The following is a 21,728-nucleotide window of genomic DNA, read 5'->3' as shown; positions in this document are numbered from 1 at the left end:
CGCCTGCGCGCGAAACATTGATGACATCGAAGGGAGCCTTTCCTGATACGTGGTACTCACGGCCACGGCGGAGAGGACCAGCCCATCAGGCGTCGAACAGCGGCCCGCACTACAACGCTGACCGCACCCGACGCTCCGCCCGCGTCCGCCCCTGACGCGGCCTTCCCTCTCTGCCCGCCCAGGAGGTGTCCGCGCTCGCCCTGGGAGCGCGCCCCCCTGTCCACCGGCGCGAAGTTGGAAATTTCTGGTCTTGTAATCGCCCGCGGACGTCTGTATAGACCTGCCCCGGACGCGCGTGGACAGCGGCGCACCTCAGGTGCCTGAACCGACGCAGTCTGTGACGGCCTACTTTCTTACTACGGTCAAAGAAAATAACAGTGCAAGTGCTTAAGCCATCATTCCTCATGACGCGTGATGACACCATGAGCACCACATGAGACGGAGTTGCTGCTGCGAGACATGACGCACCACGACATCTCCCTTGAAAACGCGCCTGAGTAAGCGGCGCGAGAACTTGACAGCGACCTCGAATCCCCGTTGACACTGCTGTGCGAAAACGGCTACAGTGCCGACGCCTGGATGCTGGTATGGCGCACTGCGTCGCGGTGTCGAATTCCGGCGAGCCGCTCTGCCGCGTGGTGGCTTCCAGGGAGATTGAGGAGTGGGAGAGGGACGGTGGGCGCTCGGGCGTATCCACGAGGGCCCCGCGAGGAGCATTCTCATGAGGAACTGGTTGTTGCCGCGTCGGACGTTCGTGTTGTCGACGTTGCTTCTTTCGGTCGGTGTCACAGCGGGGTGCGGGAAGACCGAACCGACCAAGGAGTCCGCGGGCGGCGCGAGCACCGCGCCGGGTCCGGGCAAACCCTCTCCGGCCGCCGACACCTTCCTGACCGTCTCGATCGAGCAGCAAGCGTCATGGGTGCGGAACTTCAATCCTCTGCTCGCACCAGGCAACGTTCGCTGGCCAACCGTCGCTGGCATCTACGAGCCGCTCCTCGTTTACAACACGATGAAGGGCGAGTTCACCCCCTGGCTCGCATCGAAGTACGAGTGGGGTAACGGGAACAAGACGCTCACCGTCACGACGCGGCCCGGCGTCAAGTGGTCCGATGGCCAACCGTTCACGGCGAAGGACGTGGCCTTCACCTTCGGGCTCCTGAAGAAGCACGTCGCCCTCGACCTGCAAGGCGTCTGGAAGTGGCTGACCTCGGTCGAGGCCAAGAGCGACTCCACGGTCGAGTTCACGCTCACGCGGCCGTACGTCCCCGGGCTCGTCTTCCTCGGCCACCAGCCGATCGTGCCGGAGCACAAGTGGAAGGACGTGGCGGATCCGGTCACGTACACGAACGAGAACCCGGTCGCGACGGGGCCCTTCACCGAGGTGAAGACCTTCCAGAACCAGATCTACGAGCTCGGCCGGAACCCGAACTACTGGCAGCAGGGCAAGCCGGCGATCAAGGGGCTCCGCTTCCCGGCGTACCCGGGCAACGACCAGGCGAACCTGGCGCTCTTGAACGGCGAGGTCGACTGGGCCGGCAACTTCGTCCCGGAGATCGAGAAGGTCTACGTCGGCAAGGACCCCACGAATCACCATTACTGGTTCCCGCTCGTCGGCAGCACGGTGTTCGTCTACACGAACACGGCGAAGAAGCCCCTCGACGACGCGCGGGTGCGCAAGGCGATCAGCATGTCGCTCGACCGCGAGCAGATCGTCAAGGTCGCGATGAACAACTACACGCGGCCGGCGGACGCGACGGCGCTGAGCGACGCGCACGAGCGCTGGCGCAGCCAGAAGACGGTCGAGGCGGGCGACTGGGTCAAGTTCAACGTGGCCAAGGCGAACCAGATCCTCGACGAGGCGGGTTATGCCAAGGGGGCCGACGGCATCCGCGTGAAGGACGGGAAGCCGCTGCGCTTCGATCTCAACGTCGTCACGGGCTGGTCCGACTGGGTGCGCGCGGCGCAGATCGTCACGCAGCAGGTCAAGCAGATCGGCGTCGAGGCCACGCTGAAGACGTACGACTTCAGCGCGTTCTTCGAGGCGCTCCAGAAGGGCACGTTCGACCTGTCGATGGGCTGGTCGAACGAGGAGCCGACCCCATACAACTTCTACCGGGACCTCCTCGGCACCGCGACCGCGAAGCCGGTCGGCGAGACGTCGGCGCGCAACTGGCACCGCTTCGGCGCCAAGCAGGCCGACGGCCTCTTCGAGGCGTTCGAGGCCGCGACCGAGCCGGCGGAGCAGAAGAAGATCATCGAGCAGCTCCAGGAGATCTTCTCCGAGACGGCGCCCTCGATCCCGCTGTTCCCCGGGCCGTCCTGGGGCGAGTACAACACACGCCGCTTCACCGGGTTCCCCAGCAAGGAGAACCCGTACGCGAAGCTGTCGCCCAACAACCCGCCCGAGTACCTGCTGGTCCTCACCGAGCTCAAGCCGAAGTGAAGTTGGGCGTGACCTGATCCGGAGCGCAGGTTAAAAGAGAGAGCTTCTGTGCGTTACCTTCTGCGACAGCTGGGCTTGTACTTCATCGCGGCGTGGGCTTCGCTCACCCTGAACTTCCTCATTCCGCGCGCCATGCCGGGCGATCCAGCCTCGGCCATGTTCGTGCGCTTCCGGGGGCAGCTGCAGCCGGAGGCGATCGATGCGCTGCGGAAGGCGTTCGGGTTCACGGGTGAGCCGCTCTACAAGCAATACATCACCTACCTGAGCCACACGCTGGCCGGCGATCTCGGCACCTCGGTGGCGCACTTCCCGGCGAAGGTGACGGAGGTCATCGCGACGGGGCTCGGCTGGACGCTGCTCCTGTCGGGCGCCGCCGTGATCGTCAGCTTCGGCCTGGGGACGGTGCTCGGGATCGTCGCGACGTGGAAGCGGGGCGGCTGGCTCGACTCGGTCATGCCGCCGGTCCTGATGTTCCTCGGCGCGTTCCCCTACTTCTGGCTCGCGATGGTGTCGCTCTACGTCCTCGGGTTCGTGCTCGGGGCCTTCCCGCTGCGCCACGCCTACAGCGACACGCTCTCGCCCGATTGGAGCCTGGAGTTCATCGGGAGCGTGCTCTCGCACATGGTCCTGCCCGCCCTGTCGATCGTCGTCGCCACCATCGGCGGCTGGATGCTCGGCATGCGCAGCGCGATGGTCACCGTGCTGTCCGAGGAGTACATCACGATGGCCCAGGCCAAGGGGCTCTCGCAGTGGCGGGTCATGTTCACCTACGCCGCGAGGAACGCGCTCCTGCCCAACGTCACGGGCTTCGGCATGGCGCTTGGCTTCGTGCTCGCCGGCTCGCTGCTCACCGAGATCGTCTTCTCGTATCCGGGGCAAGGTTATCTGCTCATCCAGGCGGTTCGAAATCAGGATTACCCGCTCATGCAGGGGATCTTCCTCACCATCACGTTCGCCGTGCTGGGGGCGAACTTCCTGGTCGACGTGATCTACGTGTTTCTTGATCCCCGCGCCCGCGGGCGCTGACGGCTGGGTCCAGGAGAAGCGATGGCTGCGCAACAAGGCAACAGCGGGGGCGGCGCCTCCCGTGCGGCGGGATGGCTCCGCCTGCTCCTCTCGAATCGCAAGGCGATGGTGGGCACGCTCATCGTGCTCTTCTTCCTGCTCCTCTCGCTGCTCGGCCCCTCGCTCGTGGGCCAGGACCCGCACGCGTTCGTGGGCATGCCGCACGAGGCTCCCTCCGCCGAGCACCTGTTCGGCACGAACGGCCAGGGGCAGTACGTGCTCGCGCAGACGATCGTCGGCGCGCGGACCTCGCTGGCCGTCGGCTTCGCCACGGGCTTCGCCGTGATCGCGATCGGCGCGGCGATCGGCATGGCCGGAGGCTACTTCGGCGGCTGGATCGACAGCGTTCTCTCGCTGCTCACGAACGTGTTCCTGATCATCCCCGGCCTGCCGATGGCCGTGGTCATCGCGGCCTACCTGCCGGCCGGGCCGCTGACGATCCTGTTCGTCCTCGTCCTCACGGGCTGGGCGTGGAACGCGCGTGTGCTCCGCTCGCAGGTGCTCGCGCTGCGCGACAAGGACTTCGTGTCCGCGGCCCTCGTGAGCGGCGAGGGGAGCGCGCGCATCATCTTCGTGGAGATCCTGCCGAACATGACGTCGCTCCTCATGTCCGGCTTCATCGGCGCGACGGTCTACGCGATCGGCGCCCAGGTCGGCCTCGAGTTCCTCGGGCTGGGCGACCTGAGCGCCGTCACCTGGGGCACGAACCTCTACTGGGCGAGCAACAACGCCGCGCTCCTCACGGGCGCCTGGTGGACCATCGTGCCCACCGGCGTGTGCGTCGCGCTGGTCGGGTTCGCGCTCACGCTCATCAATTACGCGATCGACGAGATCTCGAATCCGCGGCTCCGCGCGGAGGGCGCCTGGTCGCGTCTCCTCAGGAGCCGCAAGGTCACGGCGGGTCCGTCTACGCCGGTGGTGAGGACTCATGGCGCCTAGTCCGCTTCTCTCGGTTCAGGATCTCCGGGTCGAGTTCATCACCCCGACGGGTCCGGTGTGCGCGGTCGACAACGTCTCCTTCGACATCGCCCCGGGCGAGGTGCTCGGCCTCGCGGGCGAGTCGGGGAGCGGCAAGTCGACGGTGGCGATGGCCATCATGCGGCTGCTCCGCCCGCCGGCGGTCATCACGGGCGGGCACGTGTACTTCGCCGGGCAGGACGTCCTGGCGATGAACGAGGAGCAGCTCCGCGCCTTCCGCTGGCGGAAGATGGCGCTGGTGTTCCAGAGCGCGATGACCGCGCTCAACCCGGTGCTGACGATCGGCGAGCAGATCGCCGATCCGATCATCGCGCACGACGGCGTGACGCCCGCTCAGGCGATGGAGCGCGCGGCCGCGCTGCTCAAGCTCGTGAACATCGACTCGTCGCGCCTGAACAGCTACCCGCACCAGCTGTCGGGCGGCATGCGCCAGCGCGTGGTGATCGCCATCGCGATGGCGCTCAAGCCGCCGTTCCTCATCATGGATGAGCCGACGACGGCGCTCGACGTGGTCGTGCAGCGGGAGATCCTGCAGCAGATCGCCGAGCTCAAGGAGCGCCTCGGCTTCTCGATCCTCTTCATCACGCACGACCTCTCGCTCATCGCCGAGTTCTCCACGCGCATCGCCATCCTCTACGCCGGCAAGCTCGCGGAGACCGCCCGCGCCAAGGACCTCTTCAGCGATCCGAAGCACCCGTACACGCAGGGGCTCCTCGGGTCGTTCCCCTCGGTCCGTGGGCCGCGCCGCAGGCTGCAGGGCATCCCGGGCTCGCCGCCCGACATGCGCAACCCACCCGCCGGCTGCCGCTTCCATCCCCGGTGTCCGCAGGCCTTCGCGACCTGCCAGAACGAGCTGCCCGCCCTTCGTGAAATCGCGCCCGAGCACCGCGGCGCCTGCCACCTCTACTGACGATGACGATGACGCAACCTTCTGTCTCGCCTGTCCTCGACGTGGTGCGCCTGGGGAAGTACTTCCCTGTCGGCGGCGGGCTGCGATCGCAGCAGCTCCGGGCGCTGCACGACGCATCGTTCTCGCTGGCAGAGCGTGAGGTCATCGCGCTGGTCGGCGAGTCGGGCAGCGGCAAGAGCACGATCGCACGGCTCCTCGCGCGGCTGATGCCGCCGAGCAGCGGGCAGATCGTGTTCAAGGGTCGCGACGTGCTGAAGGAGGAGCCAACCCGCGCCTCGCTCGCTTACCGCGGGCAGGTGCAGATGATCTTCCAGGATCCGTTCGGCTCGCTCAACCCGGTGCACACCATCGGCTACCACCTCGAGCGGCCGCTCCTGCTCCACAACAAGGCGCCCACCGCGGCGATCCTCCGGGAGAAGGTGCACGCGCTCCTCAAGACGGTCGATCTGAACCCGCCCGCGGAGGTCGCGCTCAAGTTCCCGTACCAGCTGTCGGGCGGTCAGCGGCAGCGCGTGGCGATCGCCCGCGCCCTCGCGGTGGATCCCAGCGTGATCCTCGCGGACGAGCCGATCTCGATGCTCGACGTCTCGATCCGCATGGGCGTCCTGAACCTGATGGAGAAGCTCAAGGAGGAGCGCGGCATCTCCTACCTCTACATCACGCACGACATCGCGAGCGCGCGCTACGTCGCGGATCGCACGATGGTGATGTACGCAGGCCACATCGTGGAGGGCGCGCCGAGCGAGGAGCTGATGCAGCAGCCGGCGCACCCGTACACGAAGCTCCTGCTCTCGGCGGTTCCGGATCCGAACGGCTCGATCCGCGGCGATCTCCCGGCGCGCTCCGGGGCGCCGAAGCTCATCAACCCGCCGCCGGGCTGCCCCTTCGCGGACCGCTGCCCGAGCGTGATGAACACGTGCCGGGAGCAGATGCCGGGGGCCATCGACGTCGGGTCGGGGCACTGGGTCCGCTGCCATCTCTACGCGCCCGGCTCCGTCATCGCGCCCTCCGCGCTCTACGATCGCACGGTGCCCGCCTCCGCCGAGGCCGGACCTCTCTAGGGAGAACCACGAACCGACATGCCGTCTCTGAGATTTCCCGACAATTTCGTCTGGGGGACCGCGACGTCCTCCTATCAGATCGAGGGGGCTACGAACGAGGACGGCCGCAGCGAGTCCATCTGGGATCGCTTCGCGAAGACGCCCGGTCAGATCGTCGACGGGACCAACGGCGACATCGCGTGCGACCACTACCACCGGTGGCCTGAGGACATCGCGCTGATGAAGAGCCTGGGCATGATGGCCTACAGGTTCTCGATCGCGTGGCCGCGCATCCTCCCGAACGGCCGGGGCGCGGTGAACCAGAAGGGGCTCGACTTCTACAGCCGGCTCGTGGACGGCCTCCTCGCGGCCGGGATCGAGCCGTACGCGACGCTCTTCCACTGGGACCTGCCGCAGGTGCTCCAGGACCAGGTCGGTGGCTGGCAGCACCGCTCGACGGCGGACGCGTTCGTGGAGTTCGCCGACGTCATCTCGCGAAAGCTCGGCGATCGCGTGAAGAAGTGGATCACGCACAACGAGCCGTGGTGCACGGCGTTCCTCAGCTACGAGAAGGGGATCCACGCGCCGGGCATGCGCGATTTCAAGAAGGCGCTGGCGGTGAGCCACCACCTCTTGCTCTCCCACGGCCTCGCGGTGCCCGTGGTGCGCCAGAACTGTCCCGGCGCCGAGGTGGGCATCACGCTGAACATGAACTACGCGATGCCCGCGTCCCCCAGCGCGGCCGACTACGACGCGTGCCGCCACTACGACGGGTATTTCAACCGCTGGTTCCTCGATCCGCTGTACGGCCGGCGTTATCCGGCGGACATGATCGAGGACTACATCGCGCTGGGCTACCTCCCGCCGGAGGGGCTGACCGTGTGCAAGCCGGGCGATCTCGAGATCATCGCCACGCAGTGCGACTTCCTCGGCCTCAACTACTACTCGCGGGCGGTCCTGCGGAGCAGCAAGGTGCCCGAGGAGCAGAACCTGCCGAGGACGGTGCACGTCGCGCCCCCCTCCGAGCAGACGGAGATGAGCTGGGAGGTCTACCCGGAAGGGCTGCGGCGGCTGCTCCTCCGGCTGCACGTGGAGTACGGCGTGCCCAAGCTCTACGTGACGGAGAACGGCGCGGCCTACTCGACCGAGCCGGACAAGGACGGCCGCATCCCGGACACGCGGCGGCTTCAGTTCCTGCGCGAGCATTTCGTCGCCGCGCGGCGCGCGATGGACGCGGGGGCGCCGCTCGCGGGGTACTTCGTGTGGTCGCTCATGGACAACTACGAGTGGGATCGCGGCTATTCGCAGCGGTTCGGCATCGTCTGGGTGGACTACGAGACGCAGCGGCGCATCCCGAAGGACAGCGCGCTCTGGTACAAGGGCGTCATCGCCGCCAACGCGGTCGACGACGGCTCCTCGCAGGCGACCTGACCGGCGACGCGCCGCGGATCGCACGGCGAACCGCGGCGCGCCTGGCCGACACGCTCGGCAGGACCTCCTCCAGAGCGGGGAGCGTCACGTCACGCGGAGCACCTCGTCCAGGGAGGTGAGCCCCTCCTTCACCTTGGCGAGCCCGGCCTCGCGCAGCGGCACGAGCCCTACCTTGCGCGCGGCGTCCCGGTACGCGCGCTTCCCCGCCCGCGCCTTCACGAGATCCCGCAGGTCGTCGTCGAGCTCCAACATCTCGAACAGGCCCATGCGCCCCCGGTAGCCCGTCAAGTGGCATGTCTGGCACCCGACGCTGCGCTTCAGCTCGGCGCCCTTCTCGATGAGGACCTTGTCCTCTTCGCCCGTCACGGCGGTCTCGAGCTCGTACGTCTCCGCGCACTCCTCGCAGAGCTTGCGGACGAGCCGCTGCGCGACCACGGCGAGCAGGGCGTTCGCCACGATCCACGACTCCGCGCCGAGGTCCACGAGGCGCGCGACCGTGTCCACCGCGTCGGAGGTGTGCAGCGTCGACAGCACGAGGTGCCCCGTGAGGCTCGCCTGCAGCGCGATCTGCGCCGTCTCGGGATCGCGCATCTCGCCCACCATGATCACGTCCGGGTCCTGCCGCAGGATCGCGCGCAGGCCCGTCGCGAACGTGAAGCCCTGCCTCGGGTTGGTCTGCCCCTGCGTGATGTCGGCGAACTCGACCTCGATCGGATCTTCCAGCGTGACGATGCTCAGCTCGCTCGTCTTCATGACCTTGATCAGCGAGTAGAGCGTCGAGGTCTTGCCGGATCCGGTCGGCCCACACACGACGATCAGCCCCGAAGGCCGGTCGGCGAGCCGCTCGAGCCGCGGCAGGTCCCCCTCGGCGAGCCCGAGCTTGTCGAGGGCGATCAGCTGGTGGCTCAGCAGCACGCGCAGCACGAGCGTCTCGCCGTGGATCGCGGGGAACGTCGAGGCGCGCAGGTGGATGAGCGGGTGGCCGTGGAGCTCCAGGCTGAACTGGCCGTCCTGCGGCAGGCGCCGCTCGGTCATGTCCATCCGCGCGAGCACCTTCACGCGCGAGGTGAGCGACGGCGCGATCTCGATCGGGATCTGCCCTTGCGCCACCATCACGCCGTCGACGCGGTAGCGCACGCGGATGCCGTCGCGCTTCGGCTCGACGTGGATGTCGCTCGCGCCCATCGAGACCGCGCGGCGGACCAGGTGATCGAGCACCTTGACCGCGTCGAGCTCCTCGGACGCCGTGGGGGGGCGGCTCTGGCTCATCGCGCGCCTCCCTTGCCGACGACGTCGATCGTGCGGAGCGAGACCATCTTCAGCTCGCCCGAGGGGGGGAATGTCGCCCAGACGCTGACGCCGTAGAGCCCGGGTCGCCCGCGGTCGTCCAGCGGGACCTGGATGTCGAATCGATTGCCGGTCACCTGGAGAGGAATAGGCGTCTTGAAGCCCTTCGGGAAGAACGTCGCGTAGGGGGGCGGGATCGGGTATCCGCCCATCTTGAGCAGCTTCTCCGGCTTGATCGGCTTCCCCGGCTCGACCCGTGAGATCCCGACGCCCGCGATCTTCGCCGGCGCGGCGATCTCGCCGCTCACCCGGATCCGCTCGCCGATCGTCGTCCGCCTGGGCAGCGGCTGGTACGTCCCGTAGTCGTCGACGAACTCCTGCGCCACGCAGGCGATGTCGAACCCCTTCGCCTTGGCCAGCCCGACCCCGAGCGACGTGTGCGACGCTGTGAGCACGTTGCGCCGGTGCCCGTCGGCCGGGGGCTTCTCGTTCATGAAGGCCTGGTGCACGCGCTCGAGGCTCTCCGCGGAGAAGCGCGGATCCGGATCGAGCTCGCGGGGGATCGCGTCGGCGAAGCAGCCGGCGTTCTCCATCGGGAACCCGTCGCCGCCCGCGGCCGTGTAGCGCTCCTCCGGGACCGAGCCGTCGCTGCCCCAGTGGCCGGTGAAGCCGATCCGGACCATGTCCTCGGCGTGCCGCCGTCCTGCGCGCGCCGCGGTCTCGTCCCACCGGACGGGCGGCAGCTTGTGCGCCGCGCGATCGCGGTTCACGAGGCCGAGCACGTACCGCGCTGCCTCCGCGCGGGTCATCTGCTGGCCCGGCGCGGGCGGGGCCTGGGCGCCCTGGGCCTCGCCGCCGGCCTCCACGCCGGCGGCCTTGCCCTCCGAGGGGCGCGCGCTCTCCTCCTCCGCCGCCCCGCCTCTGGCCTTGCCGCCGGACGGCTCCTCCGCCGGCTCCTTCGCGGCGCTCGCGCCGCACCCGAGCGCGTGGGCGCCCGCGGCGACGAGCCCGAGCCAGAGCGCCCCGGACCGGCGCTCCCGCTGACCATCCATCGCTCCTGTCCTGCTTCTCCTTGTGACTCCGATGATCGCGCGCATCGTTGCGACCGTAGCGCTTCGATGTCGCGCGCGCACCCGGGAGCGCCGACGCCTTCGGGCGCACGGCGGCGTGTACGGCGGCGAGGTCGAGGTGGTAATCGATGCGCTACGTGAGCACGTCGTCATCGTCGCAGGGCGCGGTCGCCGCGCACCCGCCCGGGGCCTCCGCGATCGTCCTCGCCGCGGAGCGCGAGGGGCGCGCGGCGCACCCGACCGCGGGCGTCCTGTGGATGCTCCTGGCCCAATCGCTCTTTGCCGCGATGAACGTCCTCGCGCGGCTCTCTTCGGAGCACGCCCCGTGGCCCGAGGTGGCGGCGTCGCGAACGCTGGTGGGCGCGGCCACCGCGCTCGGCGTCGCGCTCGTCCGCCGTGCGCCGCTCTCCGTGGGTCGGGGCGACCGGCGGCTCGCGTGGGCGCGCTCGCTCTGCGGCACCGGGGCGATGCTCTGCGGCTTCTACACGCTCGGCACGCCGCAGATCGCGCTCGGCGACGCGGTCACGCTCGGCGCGACGAGCCCGATCTTCGTCGCGCTCCTCGCGCCGCGGCTGCTCGGCGAGCGGACGAGCCCGCGCCTCTGGCTCGCGACCCTTCTCGCCTTCGCCGGCGTCGGGCTGGTCGCCGCGCCGAGGCTCGCGATCGCGGGCGAGATCGCGCTCATCGCCACGCTCGGCGCCGTCTTCTCGGCGTTCGCCATGATCTGGCTGCGCAGGATCGGCGCCGGCGGGGAGCGCGCGAGCCCCGAGGCGATCGCGCTGCACTTCTCGCTCGTGGCGAGCGCCGCGATGGTCGCGCTCTCGATCCCGGTCTGGCGGACGCCCGACGCCCTCGGCGCCCTCCTCCTGATCGGGACGGGGCTCGCCGGCGGCCTCGCGCAGCTCGCGATGACGCGCGCCTACGCGCTCGACAGCGCGGCGCGCGTCGGCGCGATCGGTTACGTCGGGGTCGTCCTGTCGCACGTGCTCGCCGCCGCTTGGCTCGGCGAGAGCCCGTCGGCGGATCAGCTGCTCGGGGCGGCGCTCGTGACGGCGGCCGGCCTGTGGCTCGCTGCCCAGGCGCTGCGCGACGCGCGGCGGCCAGGGCGTCGAGCGGCGCGTTGACCGGCCTCCACCCCGCGTGGGATAGCGGATCTCCGCTCAAGGAGGATCTGCATGAAAGCGTTCGCTCTCCAGGGTTCGTTCGGTCTCGACGCGCTCCGCCCGATCGATCTTCCGGATCCTGAGCCGGGGCCTGGGCAGATCGTCCTCCAGATGAGGGCGGCGTCGCTCAACTTCCGCGACCTGCTCGTGGCGAAGGGGCTCTACAACCCGAAGTTCTCGCTGCCGCTCGTCCCGCTCTCCGACGGGGTCGGGGAGGTCGTCGCCGTGGGGGACGGGGTGACGCGGGTGAAGGTCGGCGATCGCGTGAGCCCGATCTTCCACCAGCGATGGATCGACGGGGAGCTCTCCGCGGACAAGGCGCGGGGGGCCCTCGGCGGGGAGCTGCCGGGCGTGGCCGCGGAGCGGGTGCTGCTCGATGCGGAGGGGGTCGTCGCGGTCCCGCAGCACCTCACGGACGAGGAGGCCGCGTCGCTGCCGTGCGCCGCGGTGACCGCATGGAACGCGCTCTTCGTGGCGAGCCACATCAAGGCGGGCGACACGGTCCTCGTGCAGGGCACGGGCGGCGTCTCGATCTTCGCGCTGCAGTTCGCCCGGCTCGCGGGCGCCCGCGTCATCGTCACCTCGAGCAGCGACGAGAAGCTCGAGCGCGCGAGGTCGCTGGGGGCGTCGGAGACCATCAATTACCGCGCGAACCCCGACTGGGACGCGCCCGCGCGCTCGCTCACCGGCGGCGCGGGGGTGGATCACGTGATCGAGGTGGGCGGCGCGGGCACGCTCGCCCGTTCGCTCCGCGCGGTCCGGTTCGGCGGCCGCGTGAGCCTCATCGGCGTGCTCACGGGCGGCGCGCTGGGGGATGTCGGCCTGTTCCCCATCCTGATGAAGCAGATCACCGCGCAGGGCATCTTCGTCGGGTCGCGGGCGATGTTCGAGGACATGAACCGCGCGATCGCGGCGAGCGGGCTCCGGCCGGTCGTCGATCGCGTGGTCCCCTTCGCCGAGGTGCGCCAGGCGATCGAGTCCATGGCGAGCGGCGCACACTTCGGGAAGATCGCGATCCGGTTCTGAGCGGGCCGACCGCGACATGATGCGTCCCTCCGGCGCCGCGGCGTCCCCTCCGGTGCACCGGCATCCCTCGGAAGTGGCCTCGTCGGCCCAAGTCGTTTACGAGTCGTCTACGAACGGATTCCGCGGCCGGCCACTCGCCTGCGCCGCGCGAGAGGTGGTGGACGATGCTGCTCGATCTGGAGCTCGAGGTCCTGTGTGGTCAGCTCATCGTGGGCGGCTTCGACGGCGCGGAGCCGCCGGCCCGGTACCTGAAGGCCCTCGCCGAAGGGCGGCGGGGCGGCGCGATCCTGTTCCGGCGCAACGTCCCTGACGTGGCCGCCACGGCGCGGCTCTGCCAGGCGCTCGCCGCGGCGGGCGGCCCAGATCGGCCTCCCTTCATCGGCATCGATCAGGAGGGGGGCCGCGTCACCCGCTTGCCCGCGCCGTTCCTGACGCTGCCGTCGATGCGCTCGCTCGGCGAGCTCGCGGACCTCCCGTTGCTGCGCCGCGCGGCGCGCGCCGTCGCGTCCGAGCTCCGGGCCGTCGGCATCAACCTGAACTTCGCCCCGGTGCTCGACGTCGACTCGAACCCGGCGAACCCGATCATCGGCGATCGCGCGTTCGGTCGCGACCCTGGCGCGGTCGCGCGGAGCGCCGTTGCATTCCTGGAGGGGCTCCAGGAGGAGGGCGTGCTCGCCTGCGGCAAGCACTTCCCGGGGCACGGCGACACGGCGCTCGACAGCCACCTCGCGCTCCCGACCCTCTTGCACGCGCGCGGCCGCCTCGACGAGATCGAGCTGCCGCCGTTCCGCGCCGCCTGCGGCGCCGGGGTCGCGTCGCTGATGACGGCGCACATCGTCGTCGAGGCGCTCGATCCCGGCGTCCCGGCGACGCTGTCGCGCGCCATCTGCACCGACCTCCTGCGCGGCGAGATCGGCTTCGAGGGGGTGCTCTTCTCGGACGATCTCGAGATGGCCGCGATCGCGGCGCACCACGCCGTCGAGGAGGCCGCCGCCGCGGCCGTCTGGGCGGGCTGCGACGCGCTGCTCGTCTGCCACCGCGAGGACCTGCAGGACCGCGTGCACGAGGCGCTCGTGCGCAAGGCCGAGCGCGAGCCCCGCTTCCGCGAGCGCTGCGTCGAGGCGGCCGCGCGGTGCCTGGGCCTGCGCCGGCGGTGCCCGCCGCGGCCGGCCTCCTCGCCGGCGGCGTTCGCCGAGATCGTCGGTGGGCCCGCGTCCCGGGCGGTGATCGAGGACATCGAGCGGGCGCGCGCCGCGGGGGCGGCGACGTGACGGCGCCGCCGGGGGCCGCGCGAGCGGAGGCCGCGCAGCACCCCGAGCGCCCGTTCGCCATCACCGCGCGCCGGTTGGTCACCTGCGACGCGTCCCGCGCCTCGGCCGGTGATCCCCTCGGCGTCATCGAGGACGCCGCGATCGTGGTGCGAGGCGGCGCGATCGATGCGGTCGGCCCGCGGCGCGAGGTCCTGCGGCCCGGGGCCGGCGTGCCGATCGCGATCGAGGCCGCGGGGGTCGTCACGCCCGGGCTCGTCGACTGCCACACGCACGCGCCCTGGATCGGCTCGCGGGACGCCGAGTACGCGATCCGCATGGCCGGCGGCGACTACGAGGCGATCGCCGCGGCCGGCGGCGGCATCGTCGCGAGCATGCGCGCGGCGCGCGCCGCGACCGCCGGCGAGCTCGCGGACACGCTCCGCGCCCGCCTCCGCCGGATGGCCGCGCTCGGCGTGACCGCCGTCGAGGCCAAGAGCGGCTACGGCCTCGACGAGGCGACGGAGCGCAAGCAGCTCGAGGCGGTCGCCGAGGCGGGGAGGGACGCGCGCCTGCCCCGCGTCGTTCCGACGTACCTCGCGCTGCACGCGTTGCCCCCGGAGGCCGGCGGCGACCGCGCGGCCTACGCGGGGACCGTCGCGCGCTCCTGGCTGCCCGCGATCGCCGCGGCCGGCCTCGCGCGCTACGTCGACGCGTACATCGACCGGAGCGCGTTCTCGGTGGACGAGGCGCGGCCGGTGCTCGAGCGGGCGCGCGCGCTGGGGCTCGGCGTGCGGGTGCACGTCGGGCAGTTCGCGGACGTGGGCGGCGCCGAGCTCGCGGCCGCGCTCGGCGCCGCGTCGGCCGACCACCTCGAGCACGTCGCGCCGGCGGGCATCGCGGCGCTCGCCCAGGCGGGCGTCGCCGCCGCGCTGCTGCCCGTGGCGAGCTTCACGCTGCGGCAGGAGCCGCCGCCCGTCGCCGCGCTCCGGGCCGCAGGCGTCCCGCTGATCGTGGGCAGCGACGCGAACCCCGGCACGGCGCCGACCGAGAGCCTTCCGCTCGCGCTCGCGCTCGCGGTGCGGCTCTACGGGCTCACGGTCGCCGAGGCGATCCTGGGCGCGACGCGCGAGGCGGCGGCCGCGCTCGGCCTGGGCGGCGTGTGCGGCGCCGTCCGTCCGGGGCTGCGCGCCGATCTCGCCCTCTGGGACCTGCCCCACGAGAACGCGATCGTGCAGCCCTGGGGCGCGCCGCGCGCGCGGGCCGTGCTGCGCGACGGCGAGGTCATCGCGGCGGCGGGCTGAGGCAGACCTCAAGTCAAGCCTGGACGCGCGTGCACCCTGCGCGTATGCCGCGCCCATGACTGAGACGCAGAGCCCTGTCGCTGTCCCGAGCCGCGCGGACAGCTCGTTCGATCCGGTCCCGCTCCTGGCCGAGGAGCTGAGCCTCCCGCGCCAGGGGGTCTCGGCGGTGGCCAAGCTGCTCGCCGAGGGGGCGACGGTCCCGTTCATCGCTCGCTACCGCAAGGAAGCGACCGGCGGGCTCGACGAGGTGCAGATCCGCGCCATCGAGGAGCGCCGCGCGTACCTCATCGAGCTCGAGGAGCGCCGCGCCACGGTGCTCACGGAGATCCAGAAGCAGGGCAAGCTCACCGACGCGCTCGCCTCGAAGATCCGCGCCTGCGGGACCAAGGCGGAGCTCGAGGATCTCTACCTCCCCTTCAAGCCGAAGCGCCGCACGCGGGCCATCATCGCGAAGGAGCGGGGCCTCGAGCCGCTCGCGGATCGCATGTGGTCGCAGCCGGGCGACGGCAGTCCCGAGGAGGAGGCCCGCGCGTTCGTCAGCGCCGAGAAGGAGGTCCCCGACGCGGCGGCCGCCCTCGCCGGCGCGCGCGACATCTGCGCCGAGCGCATCGCCGAGCACGCCGACGTGCGCAAGCTCGTCCGCGAGGCCTACGCGAAGGAAGGCGTCATCAAGGTCCAGAAGAACGAGGAGCACGCGGCCAAGCAGACGAAGTTCGACATGTACGGGAGCTTCGAGGAGCCCGTCGCGAACATCCCGTCGCACCGCTACCTCGCGATCCGCCGCGGCGAGGCCGAGGGCGTCCTCCGCGCCGCGATCGAGCTCGCGCCCGAGCCGCTCGTCCCGCCGATTCACGCCGCGGTGGGGCTGAAGCCGAAATCGCCGTGGGCCGGCGAGCTCACGAAGGCCGCCGACGACGCCGTGAAGCGGCTCCTGCTCCCCGCGGTCCAGAGCGACGTGCGTGTCGACCTCAAGATGCAGGCCGATCGCGCCGCGGTCGATGTCTTCGCCCAGAACCTCCGCGAGCTCCTCCTCGCCGCGCCCTTCGGCACGAAGGCGGTGCTCGGCATCGACCCCGGCCAGCGCACCGGCTGCAAGTGCGCCGTCGTCGACGAGACGGGCAAGCTCCTCGAGCACACGACGATCTACCTGGTCGGGAGCGGCGACTCGCTCGAGCGCGCGCGCCAGGACCTGCGCCGCATCTGCCGCAAGTACCCGCTCCGCGCGGTCGCCGTGGGCAACGGCACGCACGGCCGCGAGACCGAGGCGTTCGTGAAGGACGTGCTCGCGTCGGAGGCGCTGACGGAGCTGTTCTGCGTCCCGGTGAGCGAGGCTGGCGCGAGCGTCTACTCGGCGAGCGACGTCGCGCGCGAGGAGTTCCCCGAGCTCGATCTCACGGTGCGCGGCGCGATCAGCATCGCCCGCAGGCTGCAGGACCCGCTCGCGGAGCTCGTGAAGGTCGACCCGAAGAGCATCGGCGTCGGCCAGTACCAGCACGACGTCTACCAGGGGCTGCTCGCGCGGAAGCTCGACGAGGTGGTCGAGAGCTGCGTGAACCGGGTCGGCGTCGAGCTCAACACCGCGAGCGCCCCGCTGCTCGCCCGCGTCGCCGGCATCGGCCCGAGCCTCGCGAAGAAGATCGTCGCGCACCGCGACCTGAACGGCGCGTTCAAGAGCCGCAAGGCGCTGCTCGACGTGCCCGGCGTCGGCCCGCGGACGTTCGAGCAGGCGGCGGGCTTCGTGCGGGTCCGGGGCGGGGAGCACCCGCTCGACGCGAGCGCCGTGCACCCGGAGCGCTACGGGCTCGTCGAGCGCATCGCGGCGGATCTCGGCGTGCCGGTCGGGTCGCTCATCGGCGACACGGCGGCGATCGCGCGGATCGATCCGAAGAAGTACGAGGCCGGCGACGTCGGCTCGTTCACGCTGAACGACATCCTGAGCGAGCTGAAGAAGCCGGGCCGCGACCCGCGCGCCACGTTCGAGCCGCCGAAGTTCCGCGACGACGTGCGGACCATGGAGGATCTCAAGCCGGGCATGGAGCTCGAGGGCGTGGTGACCAACGTCACGGCGTTCGGCGCCTTCGTCGACATCGGCGTCCACCAGGACGGCCTCGTGCACGTCTCGCAGCTGGCGGACAGGTTCGTGAAGGACCCGAACGAGGTCGCGAAGGTGGGCGACAAGATCAAGGTGCGGGTGCTCGAGGTCGACCTCGTGCGCAAGCGCATCTCGCTCACCGCGAAGAAGGGCGGCGCTCCCGCCGGCGCGCGTCCCCAGGCGGGCGGCCCCTCTGCAGGCGGCGACGCGCGCGGCCGCAATGATCGCGGCGACGGCCGCCGGCCGGCCCAGGGGCAGCAAGGGAAGGGGCAGGGGAGCTCGTCGGGCGGCTTCCGCAACAACCCGTTCGCCGATCTGCTCCGGAAGTGAGCGGCGCGGCCCGCCTGGCCCTGGGCCAGGCGGGCCGCGCTAGAACCCGTGGTCGGCGAAGAAGCGCTCGATCCGGAGCGACACGAGCTCGGGGAACTCGACCGCGGTGGTGTGGGTCCCGCCGCGGACCACGAGGATCTCCGCCATCGGGATGCGGCGCGCCATCGACTGCGCCAGCGCCCGCGGGGTGAACGCATCGCGGTCGCCGGTGATGAGCAGCGTCGGGACGTCGATCTGCTCGAGCACATGCTCGGCGTCGTGGGCGTCCAGCGCGCGGAGGTTGCGGCAGAGCGCGTCCATGTCGAGCTGGCCGAACGGCTGCACGAGCTCGGCGAACGCCTCGCTGTCGAGCGTCTTGCCGAGCAGCCCCATTCGCTTCAGCCAGAGCACCGCGTCCGGCGGGCCGAAGGTGCTGCGCGTCACCCTGGCCGCCAGCGTGTGAGCGCGCGCCGCGAACGCCACGAACGGCGGAAACAGCCGCCCGAGCCCCGGCAGCGGCCCCATCGTCTCGAGCGGCCGGCGGTAGGTGCCGTTCAGCAGGACCAGGTTCGCGGCGAACCCCGGGAGCCTGCGGAACGCCTCCAGCGCCACCTGGACGCCCACGCTCCATCCCATCAGCGCGCCGTGCCGGATCCCTTCGACGGCGAGGATCGCCTCCAGGTCGCGGACATGGTTCGCGACCGCATAGGCGCCCGGAACGTCCGGTGACGGGCGCTTCGACGCGTACATCCCGCGGTAATCCCACGTGATGAACCGGTACTGGTCGGAGAGGTACTCGACCTGCGCCCGCCAGGCGAGGTACGGCCCGCCCAGCCCGTTGACCAGGACCACCGTCTTCGCCCCCTCGAACGGCGGCGGCGTCACGCGGTAGGTGATGTCGGTTCCATCGAAGCTCGTGACCCGCCGGGTCTCCATCCGGAGCGATGGCCGCCGCGAGGGCGGCCCCCGCCGGCCCCCGCTGGAAGGCGGGGGGGGCGCCTGCCGCCCGTCGCCCGAGGAGGCCGCGGGCGGCGCCTGCGGTCTGTTGCCGGTGGATAAAGCTGGCGGCGCCTCCGGTCCGCTGCCGGAAGGAGAGCGGAGCCGCGGCGGCCGACCCCCGCCGAACTTGAACGAGACCATGAGCCCCCTGCTTCCTACCCGGTCCCTTCGCGGAGGGCCAGGCTGCCGGCGGTCGCCCGCAGGATGGGCGGGGGACGCCGGGGCAGACCCGGCGAGGGCGCAGCTGCGGGCCGGCGGGGGCTGCCGTGGGGCCGGGTGGCCCGTGTGGCCTGGCGATCGCCTGTCGAAACACATCCTGCGCTGCGATCGCCATCGCGTTGACATTCCAGGCGGCGCGCCGCTAACGTGCCCGGCGGGTTGTCCGCTCGCCCGGCGCTCCCGTCGTGTTGCTGATCTTTCCCTCCCCGCTCCCATGTCGGTCTGTTGGAGGCCGGCCCGTGTCGTCTTCTGTTGCCGCTCGCGCAGGGGCAGCTCCGGTTCGGGCCGTGGTGGGTCGATTCCCTCGGGCGGGCTGGAGTTTTCAGCGCGAAGTGGTGCAGCGATCCCGTCCTCGAGGAGCCGATGGCTGAAGAAAAGAAGAAGAGCAAAATCGATCTGAAGGCTCGGCTTGGCAAAACGGCGATAGGCGGGGCGCCAGGAGCGGCCGTCCCCCTTCCCGTGCCTGGTTCGCAGCCCGGATCGGGGCCGCCTCCCGACATGAACGCGGGCCCGGTCGGCATGCCCTCGCCGCATCCGAGCGCGCGGCCGCCGATGCCCTCCGTGGGGGGCATCGCGCCCCCGCCCGGGATCTCGCCAGGCATCCCGCTGCCTCCGTTCGCACCGGCTCCGCGTCCTGTGATCCAGACGCCTCCGCCCAAGCCGACGGCCGCCGCGCAGACCATCAAGGTCGAGGTCGGCGAGGAGGTCGAGCAGGAGCGGCGGAAGGCCTCCAAGAAGACGGCGCTCTACGCCGGCCTCGCGGCGATCGTCGGCATCGGCGTGGGCTTCGCCATCGGCGGCGCGAAGGAGCGCGGCGATCGCGGCAAGCTCGCGGTCGACGGCGCCGCGGCGCTCGCAAAGGACGTGAAGGCCGCGAACGAGAAGATGGTGGAGCTGAAGGAGAAGCTCGATGCGGGCCGGACGGCGCTCGAGGGGAAGAAGTTCCCCGCGCAGCTCGTGGCCGAGCTGGGCGGCATCAACGTCCCGTTCGATGCCACCAACCTGGAGGGCAAGCAGATCGGCGGCCTCCCGGGGCGGGTGATGCGCCAGGTCCTCGCCTACACCACGGCGGTCCAGGATCTCAACAAGACCAAGGACAGCCTCAAGAACGTCCTCTCGGCCGCGCAGGCTCCCGTCGAGAAATCGTGGAAGGAGCAGGAGGAGCCGGTCGTGAACTTCTCGGTGGTCTTCCGCCGGGACGGCGACAAGACGCTGGCCGAGCTCGTTCCCAACAAGGCGCCGTTCCCGTTCGGCAAGGACTGGCCGGCGAAGTACACGGTGAGCCGCCTCGAGCGCACGCAGCAGGGCTTGAAGCCCGCCGACAAGGAGGCCACCCGCTGGACGAAGGGCGACATCGCCGGCGGCGATCTGCAGGCCCTCCCGGTCGATCCGCAGTCCGTCGCTGGCCTCACGAGCGAGCAGATGGTCTTCAGGCTCGCCAGCGCGATGGCGGACATCCGCAAGCTGCTCGAGGGCAACAAGGACAACCCCGTCGAAGAGACGCCCGGCCTCATCAAGGAGGGCGACGATCTCGCGAACGAGCTCCGCAAACTCTCCCTCGCCCGCTGAGCGGCACGCGCCCGCTTCGGATACGGGCCCATCTCGACGTTTTCGGTGCTCGGCGTACGAGAGTACGCCTGCGCGCCGAAAACGCCGATCTGGGCCCGTCTCCTGTGCGGGCGCGCGCCGCTCGGCCGGCGCAGATCTGAAGGACTGCGGCGCGCGAGGTGTCGCTGGCTGCGCGGGTTAGGGGAGCTGAGGACAGGGGGCAGCGATGGCCCCCCTCCTGCGCGCTGGGTCGGCGCGGGGGGCTTCAGGCGGCGCCGCCGGCGCCCATGGCGCGGGGGCGGACGATCTCGACCTTTCCGATGTGACGCTCGTCGCTGTCGCGCACGATGAAGCGCAGGCCGAACTTGCTCACGGCCGTGCCGACCTCGGGCACCTTGCCCACGTGCTGCGTGAGCATCCCGCCGAGAGATTCGTACTTTCCCTCACGGTCGAGCTCGGCGCCAAGATAGGCCGAGAGATCGCTCATCGATACGGCCGCGTCGGCGACCAGGCGGCCGTCGCCCAGATCCTGGATGGCAGCGCCGTCGTCCGTCTCGTCGTGCTCGTCCCGGATGTCTCCGACGATCTCCTCGAGCACGTCCTCCAGGGTGACAATCCCCGACATCCCGCCAAACTCGTCGACCACGATGGCGAGGTGCTGTCTCCGGCTCTTCATCTCCCGGAGCAGCGAAGAGAGGGGCTGCGACTCGGCGACGAAATTTGCCGGGCTCCGCGTGATCTCCCGGAGCGTCGTGTTCTTGAGCCGGCGCTCCTCGAGGACCTTGAACAGGTCCTTCGCGTAGAGGAGACCTGCGATGTTGTCGGTCTGATCCTTGTAGACCGGATACCGCGAGTGCCCGCTCTCGGTGACGATCTCCAGCACCTTCTCCAGCGGAGTGGAGATCTCGATGGCCTCGACCTTGGATCGCGGCACCATCACGTCCCGCGCCGTGAGATCGGCGAACTCGAGCACATTCCGGATCATCTCCGCCGGCTCTCGCCCGAAGAGACCAGAACGCTCGACCTCATCGACGAGGATCTCGACCTCCGCCTCGGCAACCCTCGGATCCGACGGCTGCTCACCATCCCGCGGCCCCAGCTTGGAGCCGATCCAGCCGAGCGGTACGGCGAGCGGCAGCATCGCGATTTCGAGAGGGCGCAAGAAGCGGACCGCCATCGATGCGGCCCGATCGGCGTGTTTGCGGCCCAGCGTGGAGCTGACCTCGTAAAGGGCTCCGCTGAGGACGATGGTGGTCGCCAGCCCGAGATAGAGCGCAGCGCCTGGGGCAATCCGCCGGAAGAAGAGGTCGAAGCAGGCGGCCGTCAGGCTGGTCGATACGACCCAGCCGAGCAGGTAGCGGGAACGGAGCTTGGCGTCTTCCTGACGAATCCGCTCGTAAGCGGCCTTCGTGGGGCCCGTCGCCTGCTCTATCAGCGCGCCGAGCCTCGTCGCGCTCAACGTCGTCAGTGCGGTGTCGGCGCCGACGAACAGCGAGCCAAGTACAGCGGAGAGAACTGCAGCGCCGAGCGCTGGCAATGGAACGAAATCGGGACTCAAACAGAGGCTCCTAACGGACGAATCGTAACGGAACAGGCG

16 protein-coding genes are annotated in these 21,728 nt (G+C 70.6%); 12 read left to right on the top strand and 4 right to left on the bottom strand.

Annotated features, from left to right (window positions below):
• Positions 1 to 721 precede the first annotated feature (721 nt).
• Genes WMF39_RS23650 through WMF39_RS23625 form a run of 6 tightly spaced genes read left to right on the top strand, consistent with a single transcriptional unit; the run spans position 722 to position 7,867 of the window.
• The gene (locus WMF39_RS23650; RefSeq protein ID WP_437747720.1) at positions 722 to 2,443 is read left to right on the top strand and encodes an ABC transporter substrate-binding protein; all 1,722 of its coding nucleotides are present in this window, start codon (positions 722 to 724) and stop codon (positions 2,441 to 2,443) included.
• Between the two features lie 48 nt (positions 2,444 to 2,491).
• Positions 2,492 to 3,469: an ABC transporter permease gene (locus tag WMF39_RS23645; protein ID WP_437747719.1), complete on the top strand. Its 978-nt coding sequence runs from the start codon at positions 2,492 to 2,494 to the stop codon at positions 3,467 to 3,469.
• Between the two features lie 21 nt (positions 3,470 to 3,490).
• Positions 3,491 to 4,447, top strand: coding sequence for an ABC transporter permease (locus WMF39_RS23640; protein ID WP_437747718.1), 957 nt, complete (start codon positions 3,491 to 3,493; stop codon positions 4,445 to 4,447).
• On the top strand, positions 4,437 to 5,396 hold the full coding sequence (locus WMF39_RS23635; protein ID WP_437747717.1) for an ABC transporter ATP-binding protein: 960 nt from the start codon (positions 4,437 to 4,439) through the stop codon (positions 5,394 to 5,396). Before WMF39_RS23640 ends, WMF39_RS23635 begins: the two co-directional genes overlap by 11 nt.
• A gap of 2 nt (positions 5,397 to 5,398) precedes the next feature.
• Positions 5,399 to 6,457 (top strand): ABC transporter ATP-binding protein, encoded by a 1,059-nt coding sequence (locus tag WMF39_RS23630; RefSeq protein WP_437747716.1) that lies wholly within the window; start codon positions 5,399 to 5,401, stop codon positions 6,455 to 6,457.
• A gap of 18 nt (positions 6,458 to 6,475) precedes the next feature.
• Positions 6,476 to 7,867 (top strand): GH1 family beta-glucosidase, encoded by a 1,392-nt coding sequence (locus WMF39_RS23625; protein WP_437747715.1) that lies wholly within the window; start codon positions 6,476 to 6,478, stop codon positions 7,865 to 7,867.
• A gap of 84 nt (positions 7,868 to 7,951) precedes the next feature.
• Here WMF39_RS23625 and WMF39_RS23620 read toward each other — a convergent pair whose 3' ends face one another.
• Complete coding sequence (locus tag WMF39_RS23620; RefSeq protein WP_437747714.1) at positions 7,952 to 9,136, bottom strand: GspE/PulE family protein; 1,185 nt, start codon at positions 9,134 to 9,136, stop codon at positions 7,952 to 7,954.
• Positions 9,133 to 10,206, bottom strand: a complete 1,074-nt coding sequence (locus tag WMF39_RS23615; RefSeq protein WP_437747713.1) for a CAP domain-containing protein — start codon at positions 10,204 to 10,206, stop codon at positions 9,133 to 9,135. Before WMF39_RS23615 ends, WMF39_RS23620 begins: the two co-directional genes overlap by 4 nt.
• 146 nt (positions 10,207 to 10,352) lie before the next feature.
• On the opposite strand from WMF39_RS23615, the gene WMF39_RS23610 reads away from it, so the two are divergent.
• From WMF39_RS23610 to WMF39_RS23590, 5 genes are all read left to right on the top strand, one after another.
• A complete protein-coding gene (locus WMF39_RS23610) occupies positions 10,353 to 11,348 on the top strand; it encodes a DMT family transporter (protein ID WP_437747712.1) in 996 nt (331 codons plus the stop codon).
• A 51-nt stretch (positions 11,349 to 11,399) separates the two neighbouring features.
• Positions 11,400 to 12,413, top strand: a complete 1,014-nt coding sequence (locus WMF39_RS23605; protein WP_437747711.1) for a zinc-dependent alcohol dehydrogenase family protein — start codon at positions 11,400 to 11,402, stop codon at positions 12,411 to 12,413.
• A 164-nt stretch (positions 12,414 to 12,577) separates the two neighbouring features.
• Positions 12,578 to 13,684, top strand: a complete 1,107-nt coding sequence (gene nagZ, locus WMF39_RS23600; RefSeq protein ID WP_437747710.1) for a beta-N-acetylhexosaminidase — start codon at positions 12,578 to 12,580, stop codon at positions 13,682 to 13,684.
• A complete protein-coding gene (gene hutI / locus WMF39_RS23595) occupies positions 13,681 to 14,964 on the top strand; it encodes an imidazolonepropionase (RefSeq protein ID WP_437747709.1) in 1,284 nt (427 codons plus the stop codon). The genes nagZ and hutI overlap by 4 nt, the downstream gene beginning before the upstream one ends.
• A 55-nt stretch (positions 14,965 to 15,019) precedes the next feature.
• The gene (locus WMF39_RS23590) at positions 15,020 to 17,386 is read left to right on the top strand and encodes a Tex family protein (protein ID WP_437747708.1); all 2,367 of its coding nucleotides are present in this window, start codon (positions 15,020 to 15,022) and stop codon (positions 17,384 to 17,386) included.
• Positions 17,387 to 17,425: 39 nt separating this feature from the next.
• Here the strand turns inward: WMF39_RS23590 and WMF39_RS23585 are convergent, their stop codons facing one another.
• Entirely contained in the window at positions 17,426 to 18,505 is a 1,080-nt protein-coding gene (locus tag WMF39_RS23585; protein WP_437747707.1) for an alpha/beta fold hydrolase, read from the bottom strand.
• A 714-nt stretch (positions 18,506 to 19,219) separates the two neighbouring features.
• On the opposite strand from WMF39_RS23585, the gene WMF39_RS23580 reads away from it, so the two are divergent.
• Entirely contained in the window at positions 19,220 to 20,152 is a 933-nt protein-coding gene (locus WMF39_RS23580; protein ID WP_437747706.1) for a formin, read from the top strand.
• A gap of 244 nt (positions 20,153 to 20,396) precedes the next feature.
• Here the strand turns inward: WMF39_RS23580 and WMF39_RS23575 are convergent, their stop codons facing one another.
• Complete coding sequence (locus WMF39_RS23575; protein ID WP_437748019.1) at positions 20,397 to 21,668, bottom strand: hemolysin family protein; 1,272 nt, start codon at positions 21,666 to 21,668, stop codon at positions 20,397 to 20,399.
• Positions 21,669 to 21,728: the final 60 nt, after the last annotated feature.

Origin of the sequence: Sorangium sp. So ce1504 (genome assembly GCF_051521635.1) — a bacterium.
In the GTDB taxonomy this organism is placed as follows: domain Bacteria; phylum Myxococcota_A; class Polyangia; order Polyangiales; family Polyangiaceae; genus Sorangium; species Sorangium cellulosum_B.
The sequence above is the reverse complement of the archived record's forward strand: the minus strand, read 5'-3'. Positions and strand labels throughout refer to the sequence as shown.

Bases quoted from the DNA above. Each gene is read 5' to 3' on its own strand.
- WMF39_RS23650 (WP_437747720.1), top strand. From the start codon at position 722: ATGAGGAACTGGTTGTTGCCGCGTCGGACGTTCGTGTTGTCGACGTTG.
- WMF39_RS23640 (WP_437747718.1), top strand. From the start codon at position 3,491: ATGGCTGCGCAACAAGGCAACAGCGGGGGCGGCGCCTCCCGTGCGGCG.
- WMF39_RS23635 (WP_437747717.1), top strand. From the start codon at position 4,437: ATGGCGCCTAGTCCGCTTCTCTCGGTTCAGGATCTCCGGGTCGAGTTC.
- WMF39_RS23630 (WP_437747716.1), top strand. From the start codon at position 5,399: ATGACGATGACGCAACCTTCTGTCTCGCCTGTCCTCGACGTGGTGCGC.
- WMF39_RS23625 (WP_437747715.1), top strand. From the start codon at position 6,476: ATGCCGTCTCTGAGATTTCCCGACAATTTCGTCTGGGGGACCGCGACG.
- WMF39_RS23620 (WP_437747714.1), bottom strand. From the start codon at position 9,136: ATGAGCCAGAGCCGCCCCCCCACGGCGTCCGAGGAGCTCGACGCGGTC.
- WMF39_RS23615 (WP_437747713.1), bottom strand. From the start codon at position 10,206: ATGGATGGTCAGCGGGAGCGCCGGTCCGGGGCGCTCTGGCTCGGGCTC.
- WMF39_RS23610 (WP_437747712.1), top strand. From the start codon at position 10,353: ATGCGCTACGTGAGCACGTCGTCATCGTCGCAGGGCGCGGTCGCCGCG.
- WMF39_RS23605 (WP_437747711.1), top strand. From the start codon at position 11,400: ATGAAAGCGTTCGCTCTCCAGGGTTCGTTCGGTCTCGACGCGCTCCGC.
- nagZ (WP_437747710.1), top strand. From the start codon at position 12,578: ATGCTGCTCGATCTGGAGCTCGAGGTCCTGTGTGGTCAGCTCATCGTG.
- WMF39_RS23590 (WP_437747708.1), top strand. From the start codon at position 15,020: ATGACTGAGACGCAGAGCCCTGTCGCTGTCCCGAGCCGCGCGGACAGC.
- WMF39_RS23585 (WP_437747707.1), bottom strand. From the start codon at position 18,505: ATGGTCTCGTTCAAGTTCGGCGGGGGTCGGCCGCCGCGGCTCCGCTCT.